Consider the following 24,288-nt stretch of genomic DNA (forward strand, 5'->3'; position numbering starts at 1 on the left):
AGATCAGCCGGTACGGTCTACCTGTGTCAGGACAGCGCGCACGGTCGGCAGTGCCGGCCGACCACCGCTCTGTGCACCCCTTTCTCCCGGGGCTGCCGTGGTGGGGTGCAGTGGTGCTCGCGTTCACCGTCACCGCGGTCGGTTTCGCCTTCGACGCCGGTTCGGGCAGCCGAGAGCTCGGTTTCGTCTTCTCTGCCTGCTACGTGCTCGGCTGCCTGCTCGCCGTACTCGCCGTCCGCCAGTCGGGCATCTTCACCGCGGTGATCCAGCCGCCGCTGCTGCTGTTCGTCACCGTGCCGGGCGCGTACTTCCTATTCCACAGCTCTGAGATCCACGGCCTCAAGGACCTGGCGATCAACTGCGGGTATCCGCTCATCGAGCGGTTCCCGCTGATGTTCTTCACCTCCGCGGCGACCCTGCTCGTCGGGATGGGCCGCTGGTATCTGGGGATGTCGTCGCGCCGGGCGACGGCCACATCGGCGACGGCCGCCACCAAGGAAAAATCCGAGGCGGGTCCTACAACTGCGGCGGCCAGCGGACTGGTCTCGAAGCTCAAGCGCAAGGTGTCCGGCGTCCTCGCCGCACCCGCCGCACCCGCCACCGACGACGCCGCAGACCACGAGCCGCCACCCCGCAGCCGCGGCGCCCAACGGCCACGGCGCACCGCCAGACCAGCCGCCGAGCGGACACGTTCGGGCCGTGACACCGCACGCGGCGCAGCGGCACGCAAACCGGCCGAACGCACGCCGTCACGTTCGCGGCACAGCCGCCCGCCCGAGACCGAGATCATCGAACCGGTCGTCGACCGACCGCGCCGGTCCCGCTCGACGCCGCGCACCCCGGACACCCCCGAGCCGCGCCGGCGGCCCCGTGCCCAGGCGTCGCGTGAAGCCCGGGAGACCCGCGAACCGCGCGAGGCCCGCAAGATGCCGCCGCAACGCCGCTCCACCTATGAACGGCCCGAACGGCGGTCGGAACGCCGCAGCCGCGTCGAGGGCTACCAACCGTACGAGCCCTATGGGCCGCTGGAACCGCACACTCCCAACGGCAGCTCGAGCTACCACCCGGTCTCGCGGGTGCGCTACCGCGGCGCGGAGGACGACGACGAGCGCACCGGGGACCACAGCCGCACCCGTGCGCGACGCAGCTGGGAAGCCGACGCCTGGGAGTACGACGTCTGGCCTTCAGCCCGCGACTGACGCATCCGCGTCCATTGCGTGGTGTTGTGGCAGCGCGGACAGGTGCGGGTCTGCCCGGCGCCGAGGTACTGCTGCTTGGTGCTGAGGCCGCCGAACAGGAAGAAGAACACGCCCAGCCCAGGGAACGGCTCAGCTGCGGGCGGGACGGATCTCCCGGGGCAGGGCGAACACCAGTGTCTCGTTGGCGGTGGTCACCGGCTGCACGGTGGCGAAACCGTACTCGGCGAGCCGGTCGAGCACGCCGCGCACCAGTACCTCGGGCACCGACGCCCCGGAGGTGACGCCGACCGTGGTGACACCATGGAGCCACGCCGGGTCGATGTCCTCGGCGTAGTCGACCAGGTGCGCCGCGTCCGACCCGGCGCCGAGGGCCACCTCGACCAACCGCACCGAGTTCGACGAGTTCTTCGAGCCGACGACGACGACCAGGTCACACTCCGGGGCCATCGCCTTGACGGCGACCTGGCGGTTCTGGGTGGCGTAGCAGATGTCGTCGCTGGGGGGATCCTGCAGCGTCGGGAACTTCTCCCGCAGCCGGCGCACCGTCTCCATCGTCTCGTCGACGCTCAGCGTGGTCTGGGACAGCCAGATGACCTTGTTCGGGTCGCGTACGGTGACCTTGTCCACCGCGTCGGGGTTGTCGACGACTTGGACGTGGTCAGGTGCCTCGCCGGCGGTACCGACCACCTCCTCGTGGCCCTCGTGGCCGACGAGCAGGATGTCGTAGTCGTCGCGGGCGAAGCGCTTGGCCTCGTTGTGCACCTTCGTCACCAGCGGACAGGTGGCGTCGATCGTCTTCAGGTTGCGGGCGGCCGCCTCGACGTGCACGGTCGGCGCGACCCCGTGGGCGGAGAAGACGACGATGGCACCCTCGGGTACCTCGTCGGTCTGCTCCACGAATACGGCGCCGGCCTTGGCGAGGGTCTCCACGACGTAGCGGTTGTGCACGATCTCGTGGCGCACGTAGACGGGAGCGCCGTGCTTCTCGAGTGCGCGCTCCACGGTCTCCACCGCGCGGTCCACGCCGGCGCAGTAACCGCGCGGCTCCGCCAGCAGAACTCGCTTACCGGAGACGCCGCCCGTCACCGAGCTGGACGCGCCCGGAATCCCCATGTTGATCGTCGACGGCATGACACCCAGGGTACTGACCGATGTCGCCGTCCGCCCGGCCGTAGGCTGTCGGCATGGCTACCGCACCCTATGGGGTTCGCCTGCTGGTCGGCGCCGCCGCCACCGCGGTCGAGGAAACCCGCAAGCTGCCACACACCATCCTGATGTATCCGATGACCGTGGCCAGTCAGGTCGCGAGCATCGTGATCCATCTGCAGCAGAACCTCGCCGACCTGGTGAACAAGGGCGACGAAACCTTGGAGAACCTCTTCCCACCCAAGGACGAGCAGCCCGAGTGGGCCACGTTCGACGAGGACGACGCCGATTCCGGGGCAGCGGGGGGCGACGGCGAACGGCGCACCGAGGGACGGTTCGCACTGTTTACCAGCGGTGAACCGGAGACGTCGCAGGACGGCGAATCGAGCACGCCGCGGCGTGCATCGGCGGCGACCCAAACCCCGGCGATCGTCATTGAGCTGGACTACGAGTCGCTGACCCTGGCGCAGCTGCGCGCGCGGCTGCCGTCGCTGGGGGTCGACGATCTCGAGGCGCTGCTCGCCTACGAGGGCGCCACCCGCTCACGCGCACCATTCCTCACCCTGCTGGCCAACCGGATCACCCGCGCCACGGCGAAGTGAGCACCCCGGCGGGCCGGGAAGTGACTGACGAGCAGGGCCGCTCACCCGACAACCCGTGGCCGGTCCGGGCTGTCGCCACCCGGGTAGCCAAGTACATCGACCGGCTGGGCATGGTGTGGATCGAAGGCCAGCTCACCGAGCTGAAGGTCCGCCAGACGACGGCCTGGATGGTGCTACGCGACCCCGCCGCCGACATGTCGCTGTCGATGAGCTGCCCGCGTGACCTCGTTGCGAACGCCCCGGTGCCGCTGGCGGAAGGCGCCCAGGTCGTCGTGCTTGGCAAGCCGCAGTTCTACACCCGCAACGGCTCGTTCAGCCTGCGGATCAGCGAGATCCGGGCCGTCGGCATCGGGGAGCTGCTGGCCCGGATCGACCGCCTGCGCCGGCTGCTCGACGCCGAAGGACTCTTCGATTCCCGGCTCAAGCGACCCATTCCGTTCCTGCCCGGCACGGTCGGCCTGATCACCGGCCGGGCCAGCCACGCCGAGCGCGACGTGATGACGGTCGCGGCGAACCGGTGGCCCGCGGTCCGGTTCGCCGTCCGCAACACCATCGTGCAGGGCCCCAATGCGGTGCCGCAGATCGTCGGCGCGCTTCGCGAACTGGACCGGGATCCGGGCGTGGACGTCATCGTGCTGGCCCGGGGCGGCGGCAGTGTCGAGGATCTCCTGCCGTTCTCCGACGAGACGCTGTGCCGGGAGATCGCCGGGTGCACCACCCCGGTGATCAGCGCCGTCGGCCACGAACCCGACAACCCGCTCTGCGACCTGGTCGCCGACCTGCGCGCCGCCACCCCCACCGACGCCGCCAAACGGGTCGTGCCCGACGCCGCGGCCGAACAGGCCTTCGTCGCCGACCTGCGCCGCCGCAGCGCCCGCGCCCTGCGTCACTGGGTGCACCGCGAACAGCACCACCTCGACCAGTTGCGGAGCCGGCCGGTGCTGGCCCGTCCCCTGCAGGCGATCGATGCCCGCGCCGACGAGGTGCGCCGCGCCCGGTCCGCCGCGCGCCGCGACGTCAAGCGGATGCTCACGGTGGAGACAGAACGGGTCGGCCACCTCACCGCCCGGCTGACGACCCTGGGCCCGGCCGCCACCCTGGCGCGCGGCTACGCGGTCGTCCAGACGATGCCCGATACCCATGTGCTGCGGACGACTGCTGATGCGCCGGCGGGTACGCGCCTGCGCATCCGGGTGGCCGACGGTGCGATCACAGCGGTGAGTGAGGGAACCGATGAAGCCCATTAGCGATTTGGGGTACGAAGAGGCGCGCGACGAACTCGTCGCCGTCGTGCAGCAGCTAGAACAGGGCGGCCTCGATCTCGATGCGTCGCTGAAGCTCTGGGAACGCGGCGAGGAACTGGCCCGATGCTGTGAGCAGCACTTAGCCGGGGCCCGTCAGCGCATCGAGTCGGCATTGGCTGAACGCGACATCGACGATTGACGACGCAACCGGATCACGTCGAGTCGCAGAGTCACCCCTCGCGGACTCGGGATAGGGTGCTGCCGTGTCGACCGGAGACGAGCGGGCGCCTGACGACATCGGCAGGCGCCTGACCTCCACGCAGCAACGCGCGCTCGCGGTGTTCACCGTGTTGGGCATCGCCTTCGGGGCGTACTTCCTGCGCGCCTTCTTCATTCTCATCGTGGTGGCCGCTGTGGCGGCCTACCTGTTCGCACCGCTCTACGAACGGCTTCAGCGACGGCTCGGCACCGGTTTGTCGGCGACGTTGACGCTGTTGGCCGCGGTCCTCGTCGTGATCGTCCCGGTCAGCCTGGTGGTGTTCTTGGCGATCGTCGAGATCACCCAGATGGTTGACACCGTCAGCCAGTGGATGGAGGAGACCGACGTCAGCACCCTGGGCGACCGCGCCCTCGAGGTGGTCAACGACACCGCCGCCGAATTGCCCTATCTCGACATCCACGTCACCCCCGACACGTTGCGCAACGGTGTGGTGACCGTGTCGCAGCGCGTCGGCGAGTGGCTGCTCGCGGTGCTGCAGGGCGCGCTGGGCGGCGTGGTGGGCGCGCTCGCGGCGACGATGATCTTCCTCTATGTGTTCATCTCACTGCTCACCAAACGAGACCAACTGCGCACGCTGATCGGACAGCTCAATCCGCTGGGCGAAGAGATCACCGATCTGTACCTGGAGAAGACCGGCGCGATGGTGCGCGGCACGGTCATGGGTCAGTTCGTCATCGCGGTGGCACAGGGCGTGGCCGGCGCCATCTCGATCTATGTCGCGGGTTTCCACGAGGGCATCTTCTTCTTCGCCGTCATCTTGAGCACGCTGTCGGTGATCCCGCTCGGCAGCGGCGTGGTCACCATCCCGTTCGGTATCGGGATGGCGCTGTTCGGCAACGTGGTCGGGGGACTCTTCGTCGTGGGATTCCACCTCATCGCGGTCACCAACATCGACAACTTCCTGCGGCCCATCCTGGTTCCGAGGGCGGCGCGCCTGGACCCGGCGCTGATGCTGCTCGCGGTGTTCTCGGGCATCGCGATGTTCGGGTTCTGGGGCATCGTGCTGGGCCCGGTGATGATGATCATCATCGTCACCACGATCAGCGTGTATCTGGCGGTCTACCGGGGTGTTCCGTTGACCGCGGACGACGACACCGCGCCACGGCCCGCGGACACGCCACGGTGGTGGCGTTGGGTGCGGGAGCGGTTCGGCCGACGGCAGCCGGCCGCTACGCCTCGACCAGCCGCTGGGTGAGGAACTCGACGACCCGCTTACGGGCTTCGTAGGCGGGGTGACCGTCGACCTCACGGATCTGGTCGGTGAGCACCGAATGGGCAGCCGGCGAGATCCCGTGCGGATTTCCCTTGGCCGAGTCGATCTCGATGACCTCGAACGCGTCGCCCAACCGAGCCTTGAGCGTGCTGAACCGTTCCCCCGGCGACAACATGTCCTTGCTGAACCGCAACCCGAGTGCGCACAACCCGTCCTCGGCGGCGCGCTGTTCGATGATCCGCAGTTCGCCTTCGGACAGTCCGGGATCGCGCCGGTGCTTGGGCGTGACCGGCAGCGGCAGCGCCGGCTGGCTGAGCACGGGCGCCAGCACGCTGTCGTCGACGGCGGCGGCCAGCGCGAAACCGCCCGTGAAGCACTGCCCGATGACGCCGACGCCCTTGCCCGGGGTGCGGGCGTTGAGGTCGCGGGCCAGTGCGCGAAGGTAGTGTGCCACCGGGCGGTCGGCGTTGGTCGCGAACGCGGCGAACTCCTTGGACACGCAGCCCTTGAGCAGCACAGCAGCCATGCCGGGCCGCATCGCCGGCGCACCGGGCGTGCCGAACAGCGACGGGGCCGCGACGGTGAACCCGTTGTCGACCAGATGGTTGCCCAGCGCCAGCACGTGCGGGTGCAACCCGGGCATCTCGGGGATGAGGACGACGCCGGGGCCGTCGCCCTTGCGGTAGACGTCGTGGGTGTAGCCGGCGGCGGTGAACGGTTCGGCGGTCCAGCCCGTGAGGTCTGACTGCGGAGCCGCCCCGGCGGCGACTCCTGGCTTGCGTGCGGTCATGTGCGTCGTCCTCTCGCCTACCTCGGTGTCAGTGGCTGCTGCCGCTGTGTCGCGGCCGCCAGCGTACGGAACTCGTCGGGGTTGCCGGCGCCGGTGATGGCGATCTGGGCGGAGTCGGGTAGGCGCGTCGTCCACACCGGCTCGATGCCCTCACCGCCTTGGTAGACCACCCAGCCCACACCGTCGACGTCCTGCGCGCCGGAGGCGACCAGTCCCGGGGTGATGGACTCGACGAGCTGCTCCTCCTCGGCGTTGCTCTGGGTGAGGCTCAGGTATCTACCGCTCGGAGCCAGATAGCCGACCCTCGAGACCACCGCGCGCGTCGGCGCCCCGGTGCCCGGGTCCAGGGCGCCCGCCTCGATGCCCGATCGGCCGCCCGAGTTCGACCTCCAGCCGTCCGGCAGCGCGGGCAGGCGGACCGGGATCTCGAGGGCGTCTGCGTCCGCCTGCAGTGCGGCCGGCGCGTCATAGGAGGGTGCGGGACCCTCGGTCGGGCCCCGGCCCTGGAAGGAGCACATCCCCAGCAGACCCGCCAGCACGATGCACACCACGACCAACGGGGCCAGTGACCAGAACATGTCTCGGCCGTCCTGAAACGCCCGCGGCTTGGCCTCCTTGGGCGCAGGCCCGGACCACTCCTGCGGGGGCGGTTCCGGCCGCCCGGGGTCGACGCTCATAGGTGCCAGTATCCCAGCTCCCCGATAGTGACCGGCTTCTGGGACAATCATCGGCATGCCTGCTGACCCCGATGCCGTTCGCGCAAGCGGCTCATCGCGACGCCGCGAACCCCCGGACCGCAACCTCGCCCTCGAACTTGTCCGCGTCACCGAAGCCGGCGCCATGGCGGCGGGCCGCTGGGTAGGGCGCGGAGACAAAGAGGGCGGCGACGGTGCGGCCGTCGATGCCATGCGCGAGCTGGTCAACTCGGTCTCCATGCGCGGCATCGTGGTGATCGGAGAGGGCGAGAAGGACAACGCCCCGATGCTCTACAACGGCGAAGAGGTCGGCAACGGCGACGGGCCGGACTGCGACTTCGCCGTCGACCCGATCGACGGCACCACGCTGATGAGCAAAGGCATGCCCAACGCGATCTCGGTACTCGCGGTGGCCGAACGCGGTGCGATGTTCGACCCGTCAGCGGTGTTCTACATGAACAAGATCGCCGTGGGCCCGGACGCCGTCGACGCCATCGACATCACCGCACCGATCGGCGAGAACGTGCGCGCCGTCGCCAAGGTCAAGGGCCTGTCGGTGCGCGACGTGACGGTCTGCATTCTCGACCGGCCGCGTCACGAACAACTCATCGCCGACGTCCGGGACGCCGGGGCGCGCATCCGGCTCATCTCCGACGGTGACGTCGCGGGCGCGATCTCGGCGTGCCGACCCAACTCCGGCACCGACATGCTGGCCGGTATCGGCGGCACTCCCGAGGGCATCATCACCGCCGCCGCCATCCGCTGCATGGGTGGTGCCATCCACGCCCAGCTCGCCCCCAAGGACGACGAGGAACGCCAGCAGGCCGTCGACGCCGGCCACGACACCGACCGGGTGCTCACGACCGAGGACCTGGTGTCCGGGGAAAACGTGTTCTTCTGCGCCACCGGCGTCACCGACGGCGACCTGCTGCAGGGTGTTCGCTACTTCGGCGGCGGCTGCACCACCCAGTCGATCGTGATGCGGTCGAAGTCGGGCACGGTCCGCATGATCGAAGCGTATCACCGCCTGTCCAAACTCAACGAATACTCCGCTGTCGACTTCACCGGCGACAGCAACGCCGCCTATCCGCTGCCGTAACCGATCAGAAGGGCATCATGACCGCCGACAGCGCTGTCGACCAGAACACCGAGTACCGCATCGAGCACGACACCATGGGCGAGGTTCGCGTGCCCAGGGATGCGCTGTGGCGGGCTCAGACCCAGCGGGCCGTCGAGAACTTCCCGATCTCGGGCCGTGGTCTGGAGCGCACCCAGATCCGCGCGCTCGGGCTGCTCAAAGGTGCCTGCGCACAGGTGAACAAGGACCTCGGACTGCTCGCCCCGGAGAAGGCGGACGCGATCATCGCCGCGGCCGCCGAGATCGCCGACGGGCAGCACGACGACCAATTTCCGATCGACGTGTTCCAGACCGGTTCGGGCACCAGCTCGAACATGAACACCAACGAGGTCATCGCGTCGATCGCGGCGGCCGGCGGGGTCACCGTGCACCCCAACGACGACGTGAACATGTCGCAGAGCTCCAACGACACGTTCCCGACCGCCACCCACATCGCGGCCACCGAAGCCGCTGTCCGCCACCTGATCCCGGCGCTGGAGGTGCTGCACGAGTCACTGGCCGGAAAGGCGCGGCAGTGGCGCACCGTGGTGAAGTCCGGGCGCACGCACCTGATGGATGCGGTGCCGGTGACGCTGGGCCAGGAGTTCGGCGGGTACGCCCGTCAGATCGAGGCCGGTATAGAGAGGGTGCGCGCGACGCTGCCCCGGCTCGGTGAGCTGGCCATCGGCGGTACCGCCGTGGGCACCGGACTCAACGCCCCGGACGGCTTCGGCGCCAAGGTCGTCGAGGTGCTCGTCGACCAGACCGGCCTCGGCGAATTGACCACGGCGAAAAACTCTTTCGAGGCCCAGGCCGCCCGCGACGGGATGGTCGAGGCGTCCGGTGCGCTGCGCGTGATCGCGGTGTCGCTGACCAAGATCGCCAACGACATCCGCTGGATGGGCTCCGGTCCGCTGACCGGGCTGGCCGAGATCCAGCTGCCGGATCTGCAGCCGGGCAGCTCGATCATGCCGGGCAAGGTCAACCCCGTCCTGCCCGAGGCGGTCACGCAGGTCGCCGCCCAGGTGGTCGGCAACGACGCCGCCGTCGCCTGGGGTGGCGCGGCCGGCGCGTTCGAGCTCAACGTGTACATCCCGATGATGGCCCGCAACCTGCTCGAGTCGTTCAAGCTGCTGACCAACGTGTCGCGGTTGTTCGCCGGGCGTTGTATCGACGGGCTGGTGGCCAACGAGGCGCACATGCGCGAGCAGGCGGAGTCGTCGCCGTCGATCGTGACGCCGCTGAATTCGGCGATCGGTTACGAGGAGGCGGCCAAGGTCGCCAAGGAGGCACTCAAAGAGAAGAAGACGATCCGCCAGACGGTCATCGACCGCGGGCTGATCGGCGACAAGCTCTCCGAGGAGGAACTCGACCGGCGCCTCGACGTGCTCGCGATGGCGAAGGTCAAGGACGGCGACTGAGTGGCGATTCGGTGACCGTGAGGCCGTCACCATGGCTGCGCTCCGGCCTTCGGATCACATACAGGCCTTTGTGCCCTACCGTCCCTGTGCTCGGCGGGACCATTCTCGAGCGGTGACCACGCGCCCCGACGCCGAGACGTTGCGTACCGCGCTGGCGTCGGCGGTACGGGCCCCGTCGGTGCACAACAGCCGGCCATGGCGTTGGCAGGTCGGCGCCGACCAGCTGGATCTGCTCGCCGTGCCCGATCTTCGTCTGCATCACGTCGACCCCGGCGGCCGCGACTTCATGCTCAGTTGCGGTGCGACGCTACACCACGCCGTCGTCGCGCTCGCGGCGCTCGGCTGGCAGGCGCGTGTGCACCGGTTCCCCGAACCCTCGGACCCCGATCACCTTGCGAAGCTGACGTTTTCCCCGCGCCCACCGACCGAACCCGACCTGGCGCTCGCCGCGGCAATACCGCGCCGGCGCACCGACCGCAGGCGCTACGTCAGCCGCGAGGTCTCCCCCGCCGACATCGCCGTTATGGGGGCACGCGCGGCGCGGGGCGGGGTGTCGCTGCGCCGGGTGGAGTCGCTGACCGGGCTGCACACCGCCGTGGACCGCGCGGTGCGTGAACACCTGCACGATGACGCCTACCTGCACGAGCTCACCAGATGGAGCTTCCGGCACGGGTCGGTGGCCGGCGTTCCGGAGGCCAACGTCGCGCCGGCCGACATCGCCGCCGCGGCACCAACACGACTGTTCGCCGACACCCCGATGGCTGCTCCGTCGCCGTCCGCCGACGACCCCGACAACGCGGCGATCCTAGCGCTGGGCACCCGGGACGACGATGCACTGGCCCGGTTACGCGCCGGGGAGGCGACCAGCGTGGTGCTGCTCACGGCGGCGTCGATCGGCCTGGCCGGATGCCCGGTCACCGAACCGCTGGAGGTGCCCGAGACCCGGGCGACGTTGCGCGAGGAGATCTTCGAGTCGCAGGCCCACCCGCAGATGCTGCTCCGCATCGGCTGGGCGCCCGAGGAGGCGGACACACTGCCCGCCACACCGCGGGGCCCGCTGTCGGTCTGATCAGGGCAGCGGCGCGCACCACCGCAACAGCGTTCCGCCGCCGGCCCTGCCGCCGACGGTGAATATGCCGGCAGCGTCGTCCGCCCTGGTGCGCAAGTTGTGCAGTCCGCTCTCGGTGATCGACCCGTCGATGCCGCGGCCGTTGTCGGCCACCTCGATGCACAGGTCGTCGGCGACGGTGTCCCGCACTGTCAACTCGGTGGCATCGGCGTGCCGGACGGCATTGCTCACCGCTTCGCGCACGACCGCCTCGGCATGGTCGGCCAGCGTCGCGTCGACCACCGAGAGCGGTCCGACGAACTGACTGGTGGCGTGCAATCCGGCGCCGGCGAACTGCCCGATCGCCTGGTCGACGCGCTGACGCAGGCGGGTCGCCCCCGGCGCGCCGCCGCCAAGCTGGATCGCGGTGTGCCCGATGGTGCGCAGCGTGACGTCCAGGTCGAGACCCGCGGTGACGACGAGCATGGCTTCGACCAGCCCGTCGAGGCGATCGCGCCCTTCGACGAGCTGATCGATGCGGTCCTGCACCTCGGTGAGCAGTTCCCGCAGCCGCAACCCGGACAGAGTGTCGCGCAGGGGACGTGGTCCGCGGATTCGTCGGGTCCGACCGGCTCGGTCACCCCTGCAACCTAGCCGTCGTCGCGTGTGGGGCGATCGAGCTTCGACACGAACACCGCGGCCTGGGTGCGCCGTTCCATACCCAGTTTGGTCAGCAGCCGCGACACGTAGTTCTTGACCGTCTTCTCCGCCAGGAACATCCGCGCGGCGATCTGCTTGTTGGTCAGGCCCTCACCGAGCAGGTCGAGCAGCACCCGTTCCTGGGCGGACAGCCCCGACAGCGGATCCGACCGTTCGGCGTCGCCGCGCAGCTTGGACATCAGCGCGGCGGCGGCGCGGTTGTCCAGCAGCGAGCGCCCGGCCCCGACGTCCTTGATCGCCTTGGCCAGTTCCATCCCCTTGATGTCTTTGACGACGAATCCGCTGGCACCGGCGAGGATCGCGTCGAGCAGCGCCTCGTCGGAGGTGAACGAGGTCAGCATCAGGCACCGCAGGTCCGGTAGCCGTGCGAGCAGATCCCGGCACAGTTCGATGCCGTTGCCGTCGGGCAGCCGCACGTCGAGAACCGCGACGTCGGGTTGCAGTGCGGGGATGCGGGCCAGCGCCGAGGCCACCGAATCGGCTTCGCCCACCACGTCGAGTTCCGGGTCGGCGCTCAGCAGGTCGGTGAGCCCACGACGCACCACCTCGTGGTCGTCGACCAGAAAGACCCGGACCATGGTCGACAGTGTCACAACCCACGCGGCCGATCGCAAACCTCGTGCCGGACGAACTGCAGGACGTGCTCGAGCGGCCTGCGTGGCGTGGGAGGCGGCACCTGCTCGACGGCGGGGGCCAACCCGATGCGGATGAGCACCTGCGGCCGCGCCGCCCGCTCGAGCAGCCCGCCGACCAGCGCGCGGCTGGACGGCAGTTCGGTCACGTGGGTCACAGTGCAGGTACCCAATCCGGCCATGGTGGCCTCGAGTAGGACCGCCGACATCGCCTCACCGCTGCGCAACGCGTCGAGGCGATCGTCGCCGTCGGTGGACAGCACCACGATGGTGGCGCGGTCCCCCTCGATGGTCGGCCGCCGCTCGCCGCCCCGGGTGACGGTGAAGCTGCGGCCCAGGTCGACGCGTTCACTCTCGGCGGCGGACACCAGCGAGCTCTGCGGGATGCCTTCGCCGATCTCGAACGGTGCTGTCCACCAGCCCAGTTCGGCATGGTAGGAGCAGTCGTAGAGGCGCAGCGCCTCGGTCAGCTGCGAGGCCTCGGCGAGCTCGGGATGGACGTCGTCGGGCAGGACGTCGAGTTGGACGTCGGACTCGAGGCGGGCGCGCATCAACGGCTCGAAGGACTCCCAGTCGGGCACGGTCGCCATGGGCAGGCGGTCGGTGCGACGCAAGAGGATCGCGTCCGCGCGCCGGCGATCCGCCTCGGTGACGAACTCCATCGGTGTCACGGTGACGGTCGCCAAGTGGTCGCGATGGTTACGGTCCGGCAGCCGGTCGATGTGCGCGGTCCATCCGGCGGCAGCCAACGAGACGCGCAGATGGTCGAGCACCGCGCCGCAGCTGATCACAGCTTCGCGGCCGGAGCGGTCCGCCGAATGCAACAGTCGCGCCGGGTCGAGGAACAGGCGGAGCTGGTCGCCCTCGACGACCCAACGCCACGGTTGGCTGTTGTGCAATGACGGCGCGCGGCAGGCCAGTTGGACGGCGTCGCGGATGACCTGGGAATCGACCATGCCTTCAGCATCGCCAGCGCCGGTCCACCGGGCTAGGGCCTTAGGTCACTCGCGATTTCGGCACCGAAATCACCACGTCATGGGAGCGCGCCGGGGCTGATCTCCTCGAGCATCTCGGTGACCAGCGCGGCGATCGGCGAGCGTTCGCTGCGCTGCAGCGTGATGTGGGCGAACAGCGGATGGCCCTTGAGCTTCTCGATTACCGCCGCCACGCCGTCGTGACGCCCGACCCGCAGGTTGTCGCGCTGGGCGACGTCGTGGGTGAGCACCACCCGCGACCCGGCGCCAAGGCGGGACAGCACCGTCAGCAGGACGTTGCGTTCCAGCGACTGCGCCTCGTCGACGATCACGAAGGAATCGTGCAGCGAGCGACCGCGAATGTGGGTGAGTGGCAGCACTTCCAGCATGCCGCGGGCGAGCACCTCTTCGAGCACCGCGGGGCTGGCGAGCCCTTCGAGGGTGTCGAAGACGGCTTGCGCCCACGGGCCCATCTTGTCGCTCTCACTGCCGGGCAGGTAGCCGAGGTCCTGTCCGCCGACGGCGTAGAGCGGCCGGAACACCACGACCTTGCGCTGTGTGCGCCGCTCGAGCACCGCCTCCAGGCCCGCGCACAGTGCCAGCGCGGACTTGCCGGTGCCGGCCTTCCCGCCGAGCGAGACGATGCCGACGGATTCGTCCTGCAGCAGGTCCAGAGCGACTCGTTGTTCGGCCGACCTTCCCCGAAGGCCGAACACTTCGCGATCACCCCGCACCAGCTGCACGTGTTTGGCGGCGTTGACCCGTCCGAGCGCGTGTGAAGTTCCGCCCAGCAGCCGAATACCGGTGTGGCAGGGCAGATCCCGTGCTGCCGCCAGATCGATCTCGCCGTCGGAGAACAGCGCGTCCACCTCGTCGGCCGCCACGTCGATCTCGTCCATCCCGGTCCAGCCGGAGACCACGACGTCCTGGGCGTGGTACTCGTCGGCGTCCAGGCCGACGGCGCCGGCCTTCACACGCAGGGGGATGTCCTTGCTGACCAGTGTGACCCGTTTCCCATCGGCGGCGAGATTGGCTGCCACCGTGAGGATCCTGGCATCGTTGGTGTCGTTGCGGAACCCGGCCGGCAGCACCGACGGGTCGCTGTGGTTCAACTCGACGTGCAGCGTTCCCCCTTCGGCCCCAACTGGAATGGGCCGATCGAGGCGGCCGTACTGGAGTCGGAGGTCGTCGAGCAGGCGCAACGCCTGCCGGGCGAACCAGCCAAGCTCGTGGTGGTGCCGTTTGGCTTCCAATTCACTGATGACCACCAGCGGGACGACCACCTCGTGTTCGGCGAACCGCGTCGCTGCCCAGGGATCAGACAGCAATACGGAGGTGTCGAGCACGTAGGTCCGGAGAGGCGAATCGGTCACGTAGCGCTCCTGCTATCCGCGGGTCCCCCGCGAACCTGTCGGCGGACACTGCGGCACCAGGGCCGGGGCCGGCCCTCTCGTGATCGCAACGATCGGGTGCCGCCCGGACAGCAGAGCAATTCGCTAGCCATCGGAGCCGACGCTACTCTCGTCGCGGGGACTGCGCCGCGTCGACGCGCCGGGTGCGCGGCGCGCATGAAGTTAAGCGTTCGTGAACTTGCGCAACGACGGCTCGTCGGCCAGGTCCCAGGCGGTGATCCGGTCGCAGATGACGGTTCGCAACCGGCCCTTGTCGAAAATGCCGTGCTCGGCCATCGCGGCGATCTTGTCGCGGTAGGCGTCGATGTCGGCGCCGACCACGTCGAGTTCCGCCGCACGCTGCGCGATGGCCGCCACGGTCTCGTCGCGGTGGCTCTGCAGGCAGTGCGCCACCAGGTTGGAGAAGAACATCTCGTGGCGTTCTTCGTCGGCGGCGATGCGGCCGATCAGCGATTTGAGCACCGGTTCGGTGATCTGGGCTTCGAGGTTGCGGCAGAACACGGCGTGGGAACGCTCGAAGAACGCCATGAACGCCAACGTCTCGATCTGGCTGAAGCGGTCGGCGCGGTAGCCATTCATCACGTGCTCGACGCGCACGTCCTCGTTGGCGGCCGGGTCCACCTCGCGGGTGACCACGAGGTAGTTGCGCAGCGCGACGGCGTGCAGGTGCTCCTCGGCGGTCCAGCGGCCGATCCAGCGACCCCACTTTTCCTCGAGGATGAAGTGCTCGACGAGTTCGCGGTGGTAGCCGGCGAGGTTGTCCTTGGTGATCAAGAGGATCTCGAGCGCGTCGGTGATCTGCTCGGGCAGTGTGACCTGCGACCGATCCCAGTCCCGACCGCCGAGGAACGCGAAGTTCTCACCCTGGTCGAACGGCACGTAGTCGTGCGCGTACCACAGGTCCTCGGAGTCGAGGTGGCGCCGCAGTTCGTCCTTGACGACCGGCTCCAGCTCGACGGTGAGCGCATTAGGAACAGGTTTCTGTGCCATCCGGTTACAGTAACCCAATCCTGTGGGGATCGTAAAATTTCGCGACGGCGCGTCGTCCCTAAAGTGTGAGACCCGGGTAGAGCGGATTGGCCGCGAGTATCTCGGCCGACGCCGCCTGTACGCGTTCGGCGGTTCCGTCGGCCAGCGTGTACTTGGCCTTGGAGAACCCGGTCGGTCCCGTCGATGCCGGCTGAGTGTTGTTCAGCACGTCGACGACCAGCTCGGCGACCCGGTCGAACTCCGCTGAACCGAAGCCGCGGGTGGTCAGCGCCGGGGTGCCGAACCGGATCCCGCTGGTGTACCAGGCGCCGTTGGGGTCGGCGGGAATCGAATTGCGGTTGGTCACGACGCCGGCGTCGAGCAGCGCGGACTCGGCCTGGCGGCCGGTCAGTCCGAAACTGGTCACGTCGAGCAGCACGATGTGGTTGTCGGTGCCGCCAGTGACCAGGCGGGCGCCGCGATTGAGGAAGCCCTCCGCGAGCGCCTTGGCGTTGTCGGCGACGCGCTGCGCGTACGCCTGGAACGACGGCTGACGGGCCTCGGCGAGCGCGACCGCCTTGGCGGCCATCACGTGGGACAGCGGTCCGCCCAGCACCATCGGGCAGCCTTTGTCGACGGCGTCGGAGTATTCGGGCTGGGCAAGCACGAGCCCGCCGCGGGGGCCGCGCAGCGATTTGTGCGTGGTGGTGGTCGTGACGTGGGCGTGCGGCACCGGGTTCTCGTCGCCGGTGAAGACCTTGCCGGCGACCAGACCGGCGAAGTGCGCCATGTCCACCATCAGCGTGGCGCCGACCTCGTCGGCGATCTCGCGCAGTTTGGCGAAGTTCACCCGTCGCGGGTAGGCCGAGTAGCCGCCGACGAGGATCAGCGGTTTGAACTCGCGGGCGGCGGCGGCGAGCTTGTCGTAGTCGAGCAGCCCGGTCTCCGGGTCAGTGCCGTAGCTGCGCTGGTGGAACATCTTGCCGCTGATGTTGGGGCGGAAACCGTGGGTGAGGTGACCGCCGGCGTCGAGCGACATGCCGAGCAACCGCTGGTTGCCCAACTTGTTGCGCAGCGTCTCCCAGTCCGCCTCGGACAGGTCGTTGACGTGCTTGGCGCCGAGCTCGGCGAGCTCGGGGGCCTCGACGCGGGTGGCCAGAACCGCCCAGAAGGCGACCAGGTTGGCGTCGATGCCGGAGTGCGGCTGGGCATAGGCGTACGGCGCGCCGAACAGTTCACGGGCGTGTTCGGCAGCGACACTCTCGACCACGTCGACGTTCTGGCAGCCCGCGTAGAAGCGGTGGCCGATGGTGCCCTCGGCGTATTTGTCGCTCAGCCAGGTGCCCATGGTCAGCAGCACGGCCGGTGAGGCGTAGTTCTCGCTGGCGATCAGCTTGAGCGAACCCCGTTGGTCGGCCAGCTCTTTGCGGGTGGCCGCCGCAATCCGGGGCTCGACGGACTCGATGACCCGAAGAGCGGCCTGGTAGGCGGCGCTCGCGGTGTCGGCGTACTCGGCGCCGGGAGCGGCCGCCGACGAGGTCACGGAGTCTGCAGTCATGCTGTCGAGGGTAATCGCGCAGCGCGACCGCCCGATAATCAGGCACCTGCCGCTCCGATGTGCGAACTGACACACCCCGCCCGCGCGTTCGGTCCGAAATCGCACACTCGGCGAGTCAGACGACGCGCAGCGCCGACGGGATCAACGGCTCGTCGAGCAGCCGCCCGAACCGCTCGGTCAATCCCACACCCGAGGGCCGCGTATCGAGCCATCCGCGCAGCAGCCGGTACCCCTCGACGTACGTGCTGGTGTAAGCCCGCCACAGCGGGGACGACAGGAACCGCAGCATCTGCCGCGCCCGGTCGTCGTCGACGAGCAGCCACCGCCGGAGGAACGCCACGACCTCGTCCACCGGGCGGTGTTCGTCGTGCAGCATGATCGCCGCGTCCTGCCGCACGTCGGCCAGCGCGGTCGTCGCCGCCGACACCGCCTCGGCCCGCGCGCCGTCGAACCGCAACCCGAGGTCTGCGTAGATCTCGGATGCCCAACTCCCCCAGCCCTGCCCATCCCCTGTCGCCTCGCCCGGCCCGGGACCGATCGCCGCGTACAGCGCCAGATCCGCGAGCCCTTCGGCCATCAGACACTGCGGCGTGTTGACCAGGAAGATGGTCTGCTCGATCTGGCCCTTACCCGCCACCAGCCCGGCCTCCTTGCGGCAGTGCTCGGTGTGGTGACCCGGATACGACTCGTGGGCGACCAGCCGCGGCAGGTTGGCCATCTGCTGTTTGAGGTCCGCGTTCACCGCGACCGTCGACCGGTAGTCGCCCAGGTAGTAGTTGAATCCCGACCACGGTTTGTCGGTGACGACCTGGTAGGTGACGGTCTCCGAATCGGGCAGCGGATACATGGCCCGAACCCGGTCGCGCAACGCGCTGGAGAACGCGTGGATGCACTCCTCGAGCCGCTCGGGCGGGATCTCGTCGGCGACGCGGTGCGCCCGGATCCGCTCGGCCAGCGGCCCGGTGCCGCCGAGCGCCTCGTCCAGCGCGACGTGCGCCTGGCGGTAGGCATCCGGATCGCCTTTGGCGATCCGCACGTCGAAGTACGCCTCGACCTCGTCGAGGAACTTGACGTCTTCGCCGCCGAACTTGCGCCCGGCCAGCTCCAGCGCCCGCAGATGCGCGGCGAGATAGTCGGCGCGCGCTTCGTCGAACCCACCGGTGCGCGGCGTGTCGGGCAGTGCGGCCAGCAGTCGCCGGGCCTGGCGGGCCAGATCTGCGGGGTCAGGGGCGGCCTCGTCGGCCACCGCGCGCCGTAGTGCGGGGTCACCGGTGAAGGAGTCGACGTAGCCGTGCTCCACGCGGTCGAAGCGCAGACCGAGGAGCAGATACTCGCGGATGAAGGTGTCGGGCTCCATGCCTGCCACGCTAATCGGATCGCCCCAGACGTTCACGCATGAGCCCGTGCTGCAAGACTGACCGCATGGCGCGGCTGAGCGAACCGAGCCCCTACGTCGAGTTCGACCGCACCGAGTGGGGTGCGCTGCGGATGTCGACGCCGCTGAAGCTGACCGAAGGCGAGCTGAAGAAGCTTCGGGGTATCGGCGAGAAACTCGACCTCCTCGAGGTCGAAGAGGTGTATCTGCCGTTGGCCCGACTGATCCACCTGCAGGTGGCCGCACGGCAGCGGTTGTTCGCCGCGACGGCGGAGTTCCTCGGCGAACCGCAGCAGAACCCGGACCGGCCGGTGCCGTTCATCATCGGCGTCGCGGGCAGCGTGGCCGTCGGCAAGTCCACCACTGCCCGGGTGCTGCAGGCGCTGTTGGCCCGCTGGGGCGACCACGCCCGCGTCGACCTGGTCACCACGGACGGTTTCCTCTACCCCAACGCCGAGTTGGCCCGCCGCAATCTCATGCACCGCAAGAGCTTTCCGGAAAGTTACGACCGCAGGGCGCTCATGCGGTTCGTCACCGCGGTGAAGTCTGGTGCCGACTACGCATGCGCACCGGTGTACTCGCATCTGCTCTACGACATCGTGCCCGGCGAGGAGCAGGTCATCCGTCATCCGGACATCCTCATTCTCGAGGGTCTGAACGTGTTGCAGACCGGGCCGGCGCTGATGGTCTCGGACCTGTTCGACTTCTCCGTCTATGTCGACGCCCGCCTCGAGGACATCGAGGGCTGGTACATTTCCCGGTTCCTGGCGATGCGGTCGACGGCGTTCGCCGATCCGGCGTCGCACTTCCATCACTATGCGACGCTGACCGACGAACAGGCCGTCTTCGCCGCACGCGACATCTGGCATTCGATCAACCGCCCCAACCTCATCGAGAACATCCTGCCGACCAGGCCGCGAGCGACGCTGGTGCTGCGCAAAGACGCCGACCACGCGATCAACCGCCTGCGCCTGCGCAAGCTCTAGCGCTGCGCATCTCAGACGCCGTACCGCCGATCCCGGCGCGTGTAGTCGCGCAGTGCGCGCAGGAAGTCCACCCGCCGGAACGCGGGCCAGTACGCCTCGGTGAACCACATCTCCGAATAGGCGCTCTGCCACAGCAGGAATCCCGACAGCCGCTGCTCACCGGAGGTCCGGATCACCAGGTCCGGGTCCGGCTGGCCGGAGGTGTAGAGGTTCTCCGAGATCGCCTCTGCGGTGACCGCGTCGACCAACTGGTCCCCGGATGCGCCGTCGGCCAGTTTCTTGCTGAGCAGGGCGCGCACCGCGTCGACGATCTCCTGCCTGCCGCCGTAGGCGACCGCGACGTTGACATGGAGGCAGCCGGCAGTCTTCTCCGTCCGTGCCGATTCGACGGCGTCGCGCAGCCGGCGCGCGGGTTCCTCACCGAGCAGCGAGAGATCGCCGACAGTGCGAACGCTCCACTGGTTGGCCGGTGCGCAGATCTCCTCGACGACGTCGGTGATGATCTCGATGAGTTCTGTGAGTTCGTCCGCGTCGCGCTGCAGGTTCTCGGTCGAGAGCAGATAGACGGTGGCCATCTCGATGCCGGCGGCCTGACACCAGCGCAGCATCTCGGCGATCTTCGCCGCGCCCATGCGGTAGCCGAAACTGACATCGTGGTGACCAGCATCACGGGCCCAACGGCGGTTACCGTCGCACAGTACCGCAATGTGCCGCGGTAGTTGTGATTTGGACCGCATCAGCTCGTGACGCAACCGCATCTCGTAGAGCCGGTATGCGGGCTCCTTGAGGTCACGGGGAATGATGTCCATAGGCGTCCAGACTACTGTGGCGGCGGAGTGGCTCACCCGGGTTGAGGGAGGTGACATGACAAACCGGTGCACGCCGATCGACGCGGACGAGTCGCGTCCGCAGCCAGATCCGGAGGACTTCCCCGAGGCGGTCGCCGAGCGGGTGGCCAGCTTCATCGGCAGGCCGCGTGCGCGCGGCTGGATCCACGTCTACTCCGCGGTCGTCGCGCTCATCTGCGGCGCGACGCTGGTCTCCGTGTCGTGGGCGGTGGTGTCCACCCGTGCGGGTATCGCCACGCTGATCTACACGTTCACGATCGTCGCGATGTTCACCGTGAGCGGCACCTACCACCGGGTTGCCTGGCGCTCCCCGACGGCGCGCAAATGGATGAAGCGCGCCGACCACTCGATGATCTTCGTCTTCATCGCGGGCAGCTACACGCCGTTCGCCCTGCTGGCACTTCCGCAGGAGAAGGGCATGGTGCTGTTCTGGATCGTCTGGGGCGGCGCGATCGCGGGTGTGCTGCTGAAGATGTTCTGGCCGTCGGCCCCCGCGTGGGTCGGGGTGCCGCTGTACCTGCTGCTCGGCTGGGTCGCCGCGTGGTTCATCGGGCCCATCATGGACGGAGCGGGCGTCGCCGCGGTGGTGCTGCTGATCGTGGGCGGAGCGTTGTACAGCATCGGCGGGGTGCTTTACGGACTGAAGTGGCCGAACCCGTGGCCGACGACCTTCGGCCACCACGAGTTCTTCCACGCCTGCACCGCGATCGCGGCGATCTGCCACTACATCGCGATGTGGTTCGCGGTCTTCTCCAGCTAGCGCTAGCGACCGCAGTAGGCCTACCGGCGCGCGAGCGCCGCGGCGAGTTCCCGGCTGGTGGTCACCGGCAGATCGCACACCCGGCCGCGGCACACGTAGGCGGCGTCTGCGCCGCCCACCCGGTCGCGGTCGAGCAGCAATTCCGACGAGTCGACAGGGCCGCCCACCACGATCGCCCCGCCGGGTGCCAGTACCCGTGCGGCGCGCAGCAATTCGGAGTGCGCCGGTTCGCACGCCACCGCGATCTGGATCGGTCCGCGGACGGCGGCCTCGGCCACCGCCAGCCAGTGTCCACCGGAGCGGGGCGCCCGGTCGAGGATCAGCGCGGCCGTGGCCAACGTGGCGTCCGCGGCCGCGGTGTACCGCCCGGCCGTCGCGGCCGGTGCCAGGTGGGCGGCCAGCTGCAGTGCCTCCGCGATCAGCGAGGCACCCGACGGTGTGGCGCCGTCGAAGGGATCCGCGGGCCGCAGCACGAGCTGCTCGGCGTCGTCGGCGGTGTCGAACCAGTGCCCGTCTCGCTGCGGGTCGGCGAAATGAGCGAGCGCCACGTCGGCCAGGTGCAGACCGGTCTGCAGCCAGGACCCTTCACCGGTCGCCTGATGCAGGGTGAGCAGTCCGGTGGCCAGCGCGGCATGGTCCTCGAGGATCGCCGCGCTCTGCCCCACCTTTCCACCGAGGCTGGCCCGCCGCAGCCGGCCGTCGACGATGTGCAGGCCGACGATCGCCTGCGCGGATTGCGCTGCCGCCTCGAGCAGTTCGGTGTCGTCGAGAGCGACGGCGGCTTCGACGAGCGCAGTGATCGCCAGCCCGTTCCACGCGGTGACGACCTTGTCGTCGCGGCCGGGTTGCGGACGCGTCGATCGCGCGGCCCGTAGCGCGGTCCGCACCCGCTCGTAGCGGGCATGGTCGTCGGGATCGGCGGGCAACTGCAGAACCGACGTCCCGTGCTCGAACGTCCCGCCCTCTGTCACGGCGAAAAGAGCTGCAGCCCAATCCCCGTCCTCCGCGCCGAGCACGTCGCGCAGCTGGGCGGGCGTCCATGCGTAGGTGAGGCCTTCCACGCCGGCGGCGTCAGCGTCGAGCGACGAGGTGAACATCGCGTCGGCACCCAGGTCGTCGATGATGAACCGGGCCGTCTCACCGGCCACCCGGTGTGCGAGCGGGTCGCCGGTGCGGCGCGCCCAGTGCGCGTATGCGCGCAGCAGCAGCGCGTTGTCGTAGAGCATCTTCTCGAAGTGCGGCACCACCCACTCGGCGTCCACGCTGTAGCGCGCGAAGCCGCCGGCGAGCTGGTCGTAGATGCCGCCACGGGCCATCGCCGTCGCCGTGCGCTCGACGGCGCCGAGCGACTCCGACGAGCCGGTGCGCTCGTGGTGGCGCAGCAGCGCCTCCAGCAGTGCCGACGGCGGGAACTTCGGCGCGGCGTGAGGACCGGACACGAATCCGCCGCGCACGGTGTCCTCGTCGCCCAGCACGGCGGCGACCGCGGCATCGCAGAGCTCGGGCCGCACCGGTGACCCGGCCGCCGGCAGCCCGGCTGCCATGGTCCGCAGTTCGCCGGCGATGCGCTCGGAGGCCTCCTCGACCTCGCCGCGACGCTGACGCCAGGTCGCCGCGACGGCGGCCAGCAACTGCAGGAAGTCGGGCTTCGGGTAGTAGGTGCCGCAGAAGAACGGCCGGCCGTCGGGGGTGAGGAAGCATGTCATCGGCCAACCGCCCTGGCCGGTGAGCGCGACGGTGGCGTTCATGTACACCGAGTCAAGATCCGGCCGCTCCTCGCGGTCGACCTTGATGCACACGAAGTCCGCGTTCGCGGCGGCCGCGACGTCGGGGTCCTCGAACGATTCGTGGGCCATGACGTGACACCAGTGGCAGGCCGCGTAGCCGATCGACAGCAGGATCGGCACGTCGCGCTCGGCGGCCTCGGCCAGCGCGGCGGGAGTCCACTGGCGCCAGTGCACCGGGTTGTCGGCGTGCTGGCGCAGGTAGGGGCTGGTGGCCCCGGCGAGCTCGTTAGCCCCCGGACTCACGCGGTGGTTTCCGGTTCTCGGCCACGGCGCCGGAGTCGGTGCCAGGGGCGGTGCCGAGGTCGACGGTGCCGAGGTCGACGGTGCCGTCGTCCACGGCCTGATCGGGCTCGGGATGCTCCGGGTCGAACGACTCCGGCAGCCGCTTGAGGTGGCGGTTCATCGACCACACCAGCAGGAAGGCCGCGACCAGCAGGACCGCGACGATGAGCAGACCGAACGGGCTGGCCTTACCGAAGTCCGGGCCGGTCTCGCGGGGCTGCTCCTGGGCGAGCCACACCGTCGCGAGCAGCACGGTCTCGATCATCGGTCCACCTCGACACCTTCGAACAAGTCGGTCTCGGGCAGGGTGACCGGGACGCGGGAGCGGGCCAGTTCGAATTCCTCCGTCGGCCACAGCCGTTCCTGCCACTCCATCGGCGCCGCGAAGAAGAAGCTGTTCGGGTCGATCTGGGTGGCGTGCGCGCGCAACGCATCGTCCCGCTGCGGGAAGTACTTGGCGCACTCCACCCGGGTGGTCACCCGCTTGGCGAAGAGGTCCCGGTCGGGGTCCCAGTGCTCCAACCACTTGGCGTAGGGCCCTTCGAGCCCGTGCTTGGCGAACTCGTCCTGCAGCAGCTGCATACGATCCCGCAGGAACCCGTGGATGTAGTACAGCTTCGACACGTTCCACGGCTCACCCGCGTCGGGATACCGGCGGTAATCGCCGGCCGCCTCGTAGGCGGCCACCGACACCCCATGGCAGCGGATGTGATCGGGGTGCGGATAGCCGCCCGTCTCGTCATAAGTGGTCATGACGTGTGGTTTGAACTCCCGTATCACCCGCACCAGCGCTTCGGTGGACTCCTCCAGCGGCGCCAGGGCGAAGCAGCCTTCGGGCAGCCGCGGCGGCGGATCACCCTCGGGAAGACCGGAGTCGACGAACCCCAGCCACCGGTGTTCGACGCCAAGGATCTCGGCCGCCTTGGCCATCTCGTCCCGCCGGATCTCGGCCATCCGCCCGCGTACCTCGGGGATGTCCATCGCCGGGTTCAGGATGTCGCCGCGCTCACCGCCGGTGAGCGTCACCACCATCACCCGGGCGCCGGCGTCGGCGTATTTGGCCATGGTGGCGGCACCCTTGCTCGACTCGTCGTCGGGGTGCGCATGCACCGCCATCAAGCGCAGTTCACTCATCTCATCTCATCTAACTACGACTTCGTCGCGACTATGCCCCGGGTTCGTCGCGACTATGCCCCGGGCCGGTCCCCGTCCGTTTCCTGCCCGGGCTCG

Annotated in this window: 24 protein-coding genes and 1 pseudogene; 10 read left to right on the top strand and 15 right to left on the bottom strand. The window is 69.2% G+C overall.

Going from position 1 to position 24,288, the window contains the following annotated elements; genetic code table 11:
• The first annotated feature begins 23 nt into the window (after positions 1-23).
• Positions 24-1,199 (top strand): DUF6542 domain-containing protein, encoded by a 1,176-nt coding sequence (locus G6N07_RS14235; protein ID WP_099050252.1) that lies wholly within the window; start codon positions 24-26, stop codon positions 1,197-1,199.
• Here the strand turns inward: G6N07_RS14235 and G6N07_RS20445 are convergent.
• Positions 1,196-1,309: pseudogene (locus G6N07_RS20445) on the bottom strand (zinc-ribbon domain-containing protein); the annotation flags it as partial. The gene G6N07_RS14235 and the pseudogene G6N07_RS20445 sit on opposite strands and share 4 nt — an antisense overlap.
• Positions 1,310-1,328: 19 nt before the next feature.
• Positions 1,329-2,330 (bottom strand): 4-hydroxy-3-methylbut-2-enyl diphosphate reductase, encoded by a 1,002-nt coding sequence (locus tag G6N07_RS14245; protein WP_085191746.1) that lies wholly within the window; start codon positions 2,328-2,330, stop codon positions 1,329-1,331.
• Positions 2,331-2,383: 53 nt separating this feature from the next.
• Here G6N07_RS14245 and G6N07_RS14250 point away from each other — a divergent pair, with 53 nt between their 5' ends.
• The 4 genes from G6N07_RS14250 to G6N07_RS14265 all read left to right on the top strand — a co-directional run bounded on the left by G6N07_RS14250 (position 2,384) and on the right by G6N07_RS14265 (position 5,666).
• Positions 2,384-2,947, top strand: a complete 564-nt coding sequence (locus tag G6N07_RS14250) for a lipid droplet-associated protein (protein WP_085191744.1) — start codon at positions 2,384-2,386, stop codon at positions 2,945-2,947.
• A gap of 20 nt (positions 2,948-2,967) precedes the next feature.
• A complete protein-coding gene (xseA, locus tag G6N07_RS14255; RefSeq protein WP_372507572.1) occupies positions 2,968-4,194 on the top strand; it encodes an exodeoxyribonuclease VII large subunit in 1,227 nt (408 codons plus the stop codon).
• The gene (locus G6N07_RS14260; protein WP_085191741.1) at positions 4,181-4,390 is read left to right on the top strand and encodes an exodeoxyribonuclease VII small subunit; all 210 of its coding nucleotides are present in this window, start codon (positions 4,181-4,183) and stop codon (positions 4,388-4,390) included. Before xseA ends, G6N07_RS14260 begins: the two co-directional genes overlap by 14 nt.
• Before the next feature lie 97 nt (positions 4,391-4,487).
• A complete protein-coding gene (locus tag G6N07_RS14265) occupies positions 4,488-5,666 on the top strand; it encodes an AI-2E family transporter (protein WP_085191796.1) in 1,179 nt (392 codons plus the stop codon).
• Here G6N07_RS14265 and G6N07_RS14270 read toward each other — a convergent pair.
• Positions 5,641-6,474: a dienelactone hydrolase family protein gene (locus G6N07_RS14270; RefSeq protein WP_085191739.1), complete on the bottom strand. Its 834-nt coding sequence runs from the start codon at positions 6,472-6,474 to the stop codon at positions 5,641-5,643. The two genes, G6N07_RS14265 and G6N07_RS14270, sit on opposite strands and share 26 nt — an antisense overlap.
• Before the next feature lie 17 nt (positions 6,475-6,491).
• Positions 6,492-7,151, bottom strand: a complete 660-nt coding sequence (locus G6N07_RS14275) for a DUF4245 domain-containing protein (RefSeq protein WP_085191737.1) — start codon at positions 7,149-7,151, stop codon at positions 6,492-6,494.
• 55 nt (positions 7,152-7,206) lie between these two features.
• On the opposite strand from G6N07_RS14275, the gene glpX reads away from it, so the two are divergent.
• The 3 genes from glpX (at position 7,207) to G6N07_RS14290 (ending at position 10,776) form a co-directional block, all read left to right on the top strand.
• Positions 7,207-8,268: a class II fructose-bisphosphatase gene (glpX, locus tag G6N07_RS14280; protein ID WP_085191735.1), complete on the top strand. Its 1,062-nt coding sequence runs from the start codon at positions 7,207-7,209 to the stop codon at positions 8,266-8,268.
• Between the two features lie 17 nt (positions 8,269-8,285).
• Complete coding sequence (locus G6N07_RS14285) at positions 8,286-9,707, top strand: class II fumarate hydratase (RefSeq protein WP_085191733.1); 1,422 nt, start codon at positions 8,286-8,288, stop codon at positions 9,705-9,707.
• Positions 9,708-9,819: 112 nt separating this feature from the next.
• On the top strand, positions 9,820-10,776 hold the full coding sequence (locus G6N07_RS14290; protein WP_085191732.1) for an Acg family FMN-binding oxidoreductase: 957 nt from the start codon (positions 9,820-9,822) through the stop codon (positions 10,774-10,776).
• Here the strand turns inward: G6N07_RS14290 and G6N07_RS14295 are convergent, their stop codons facing one another.
• The 7 genes from G6N07_RS14295 to G6N07_RS14325 all read right to left on the bottom strand — a co-directional run bounded on the left by G6N07_RS14295 (position 10,777) and on the right by G6N07_RS14325 (position 18,377).
• A complete protein-coding gene (locus G6N07_RS14295; RefSeq protein WP_449867009.1) occupies positions 10,777-11,370 on the bottom strand; it encodes a sensor histidine kinase in 594 nt (197 codons plus the stop codon).
• Positions 11,371-11,405: 35 nt separating this feature from the next.
• Positions 11,406-12,053 carry a hypoxia response regulator transcription factor DosR/DevR gene (gene dosR / locus G6N07_RS14300; RefSeq protein ID WP_085191792.1) on the bottom strand — a complete coding sequence of 216 codons (648 nt, stop codon included), beginning with the start codon at positions 12,051-12,053 and terminating at the stop codon, positions 11,406-11,408.
• An 11-nt stretch (positions 12,054-12,064) separates the two neighbouring features.
• Positions 12,065-13,063, bottom strand: coding sequence for an Acg family FMN-binding oxidoreductase (locus tag G6N07_RS14305; RefSeq protein ID WP_085191730.1), 999 nt, complete (start codon positions 13,061-13,063; stop codon positions 12,065-12,067).
• 77 nt (positions 13,064-13,140) lie between these two features.
• Positions 13,141-14,454: an RNA 5'-3' helicase PhoH2 gene (locus G6N07_RS14310; protein WP_085191728.1), complete on the bottom strand. Its 1,314-nt coding sequence runs from the start codon at positions 14,452-14,454 to the stop codon at positions 13,141-13,143.
• Positions 14,455-14,655: 201 nt separating this feature from the next.
• The gene (locus G6N07_RS14315) at positions 14,656-15,483 is read right to left on the bottom strand and encodes an acyl-ACP desaturase (RefSeq protein WP_085191726.1); all 828 of its coding nucleotides are present in this window, start codon (positions 15,481-15,483) and stop codon (positions 14,656-14,658) included.
• A 58-nt stretch (positions 15,484-15,541) separates the two neighbouring features.
• The gene (locus G6N07_RS14320) at positions 15,542-17,020 is read right to left on the bottom strand and encodes a glycine hydroxymethyltransferase (RefSeq protein ID WP_085191724.1); all 1,479 of its coding nucleotides are present in this window, start codon (positions 17,018-17,020) and stop codon (positions 15,542-15,544) included.
• Positions 17,021-17,135: 115 nt separating this feature from the next.
• The gene (locus G6N07_RS14325) at positions 17,136-18,377 is read right to left on the bottom strand and encodes a DUF885 domain-containing protein (RefSeq protein WP_085191722.1); all 1,242 of its coding nucleotides are present in this window, start codon (positions 18,375-18,377) and stop codon (positions 17,136-17,138) included.
• A 65-nt stretch (positions 18,378-18,442) separates the two neighbouring features.
• On the opposite strand from G6N07_RS14325, the gene coaA reads away from it, so the two are divergent.
• Positions 18,443-19,381: a type I pantothenate kinase gene (coaA, locus tag G6N07_RS14330; protein ID WP_163784207.1), complete on the top strand. Its 939-nt coding sequence runs from the start codon at positions 18,443-18,445 to the stop codon at positions 19,379-19,381.
• Between the two features lie 11 nt (positions 19,382-19,392).
• Here coaA and G6N07_RS14335 read toward each other — a convergent pair whose 3' ends face one another.
• Entirely contained in the window at positions 19,393-20,190 is a 798-nt protein-coding gene (locus G6N07_RS14335; RefSeq protein WP_085191720.1) for a (2Z,6E)-farnesyl diphosphate synthase, read from the bottom strand.
• A gap of 55 nt (positions 20,191-20,245) precedes the next feature.
• On the opposite strand from G6N07_RS14335, the gene trhA reads away from it, so the two are divergent.
• On the top strand, positions 20,246-20,989 hold the full coding sequence (gene trhA / locus G6N07_RS14340; protein WP_085191788.1) for a PAQR family membrane homeostasis protein TrhA: 744 nt from the start codon (positions 20,246-20,248) through the stop codon (positions 20,987-20,989).
• 20 nt (positions 20,990-21,009) lie between these two features.
• Here trhA and G6N07_RS14345 read toward each other — a convergent pair whose 3' ends face one another.
• Genes G6N07_RS14345 through mca form a run of 3 tightly spaced genes read right to left on the bottom strand, consistent with a single transcriptional unit; the run spans position 21,010 to position 24,192 of the window.
• Positions 21,010-23,019: a thioredoxin domain-containing protein gene (locus G6N07_RS14345; RefSeq protein ID WP_085191718.1), complete on the bottom strand. Its 2,010-nt coding sequence runs from the start codon at positions 23,017-23,019 to the stop codon at positions 21,010-21,012.
• Positions 23,003-23,323, bottom strand: a complete 321-nt coding sequence (locus G6N07_RS14350; protein ID WP_085191716.1) for a hypothetical protein — start codon at positions 23,321-23,323, stop codon at positions 23,003-23,005. The genes G6N07_RS14345 and G6N07_RS14350 overlap by 17 nt, the downstream gene beginning before the upstream one ends.
• A complete protein-coding gene (gene mca / locus G6N07_RS14355) occupies positions 23,320-24,192 on the bottom strand; it encodes a mycothiol conjugate amidase Mca (RefSeq protein WP_085191715.1) in 873 nt (290 codons plus the stop codon). The genes G6N07_RS14350 and mca overlap by 4 nt, the downstream gene beginning before the upstream one ends.
• Positions 24,193-24,288: the final 96 nt, after the last annotated feature.

The organism is Mycolicibacterium doricum, from assembly GCF_010728155.1.
GTDB classification, from domain to species: Bacteria; Actinomycetota; Actinomycetes; order Mycobacteriales; family Mycobacteriaceae; genus Mycobacterium; species Mycobacterium doricum.

What these genes read in the sequence shown, in the direction of transcription:
- G6N07_RS14350 (WP_085191716.1), bottom strand. Translation starts at nt 23,323, where the DNA reads ATGATCGAGACCGTGCTGCTCGCGACGGTGTGGCTCGCCCAGGAGCAG.
- mca (WP_085191715.1), bottom strand. Translation starts at nt 24,192, where the DNA reads ATGAGTGAACTGCGCTTGATGGCGGTGCATGCGCACCCCGACGACGAG.
- dosR (WP_085191792.1), bottom strand. Translation starts at nt 12,053, where the DNA reads ATGGTCCGGGTCTTTCTGGTCGACGACCACGAGGTGGTGCGTCGTGGG.
- G6N07_RS14250 (WP_085191744.1), top strand. Translation starts at nt 2,384, where the DNA reads ATGGCTACCGCACCCTATGGGGTTCGCCTGCTGGTCGGCGCCGCCGCC.
- G6N07_RS14305 (WP_085191730.1), bottom strand. Translation starts at nt 13,063, where the DNA reads ATGGTCGATTCCCAGGTCATCCGCGACGCCGTCCAACTGGCCTGCCGC.
- G6N07_RS14285 (WP_085191733.1), top strand. Translation starts at nt 8,286, where the DNA reads ATGACCGCCGACAGCGCTGTCGACCAGAACACCGAGTACCGCATCGAG.
- G6N07_RS14270 (WP_085191739.1), bottom strand. Translation starts at nt 6,474, where the DNA reads ATGACCGCACGCAAGCCAGGAGTCGCCGCCGGGGCGGCTCCGCAGTCA.
- G6N07_RS14260 (WP_085191741.1), top strand. Translation starts at nt 4,181, where the DNA reads ATGAAGCCCATTAGCGATTTGGGGTACGAAGAGGCGCGCGACGAACTC.
- G6N07_RS14335 (WP_085191720.1), bottom strand. Translation starts at nt 20,190, where the DNA reads ATGGACATCATTCCCCGTGACCTCAAGGAGCCCGCATACCGGCTCTAC.
- G6N07_RS14275 (WP_085191737.1), bottom strand. Translation starts at nt 7,151, where the DNA reads ATGAGCGTCGACCCCGGGCGGCCGGAACCGCCCCCGCAGGAGTGGTCC.
- coaA (WP_163784207.1), top strand. Translation starts at nt 18,443, where the DNA reads ATGGCGCGGCTGAGCGAACCGAGCCCCTACGTCGAGTTCGACCGCACC.
- trhA (WP_085191788.1), top strand. Translation starts at nt 20,246, where the DNA reads ATGACAAACCGGTGCACGCCGATCGACGCGGACGAGTCGCGTCCGCAG.
- G6N07_RS14325 (WP_085191722.1), bottom strand. Translation starts at nt 18,377, where the DNA reads ATGGAGCCCGACACCTTCATCCGCGAGTATCTGCTCCTCGGTCTGCGC.
- G6N07_RS14320 (WP_085191724.1), bottom strand. Translation starts at nt 17,020, where the DNA reads ATGACTGCAGACTCCGTGACCTCGTCGGCGGCCGCTCCCGGCGCCGAG.
- G6N07_RS14245 (WP_085191746.1), bottom strand. Translation starts at nt 2,330, where the DNA reads ATGCCGTCGACGATCAACATGGGGATTCCGGGCGCGTCCAGCTCGGTG.
- G6N07_RS14315 (WP_085191726.1), bottom strand. Translation starts at nt 15,483, where the DNA reads ATGGCACAGAAACCTGTTCCTAATGCGCTCACCGTCGAGCTGGAGCCG.
- glpX (WP_085191735.1), top strand. Translation starts at nt 7,207, where the DNA reads ATGCCTGCTGACCCCGATGCCGTTCGCGCAAGCGGCTCATCGCGACGC.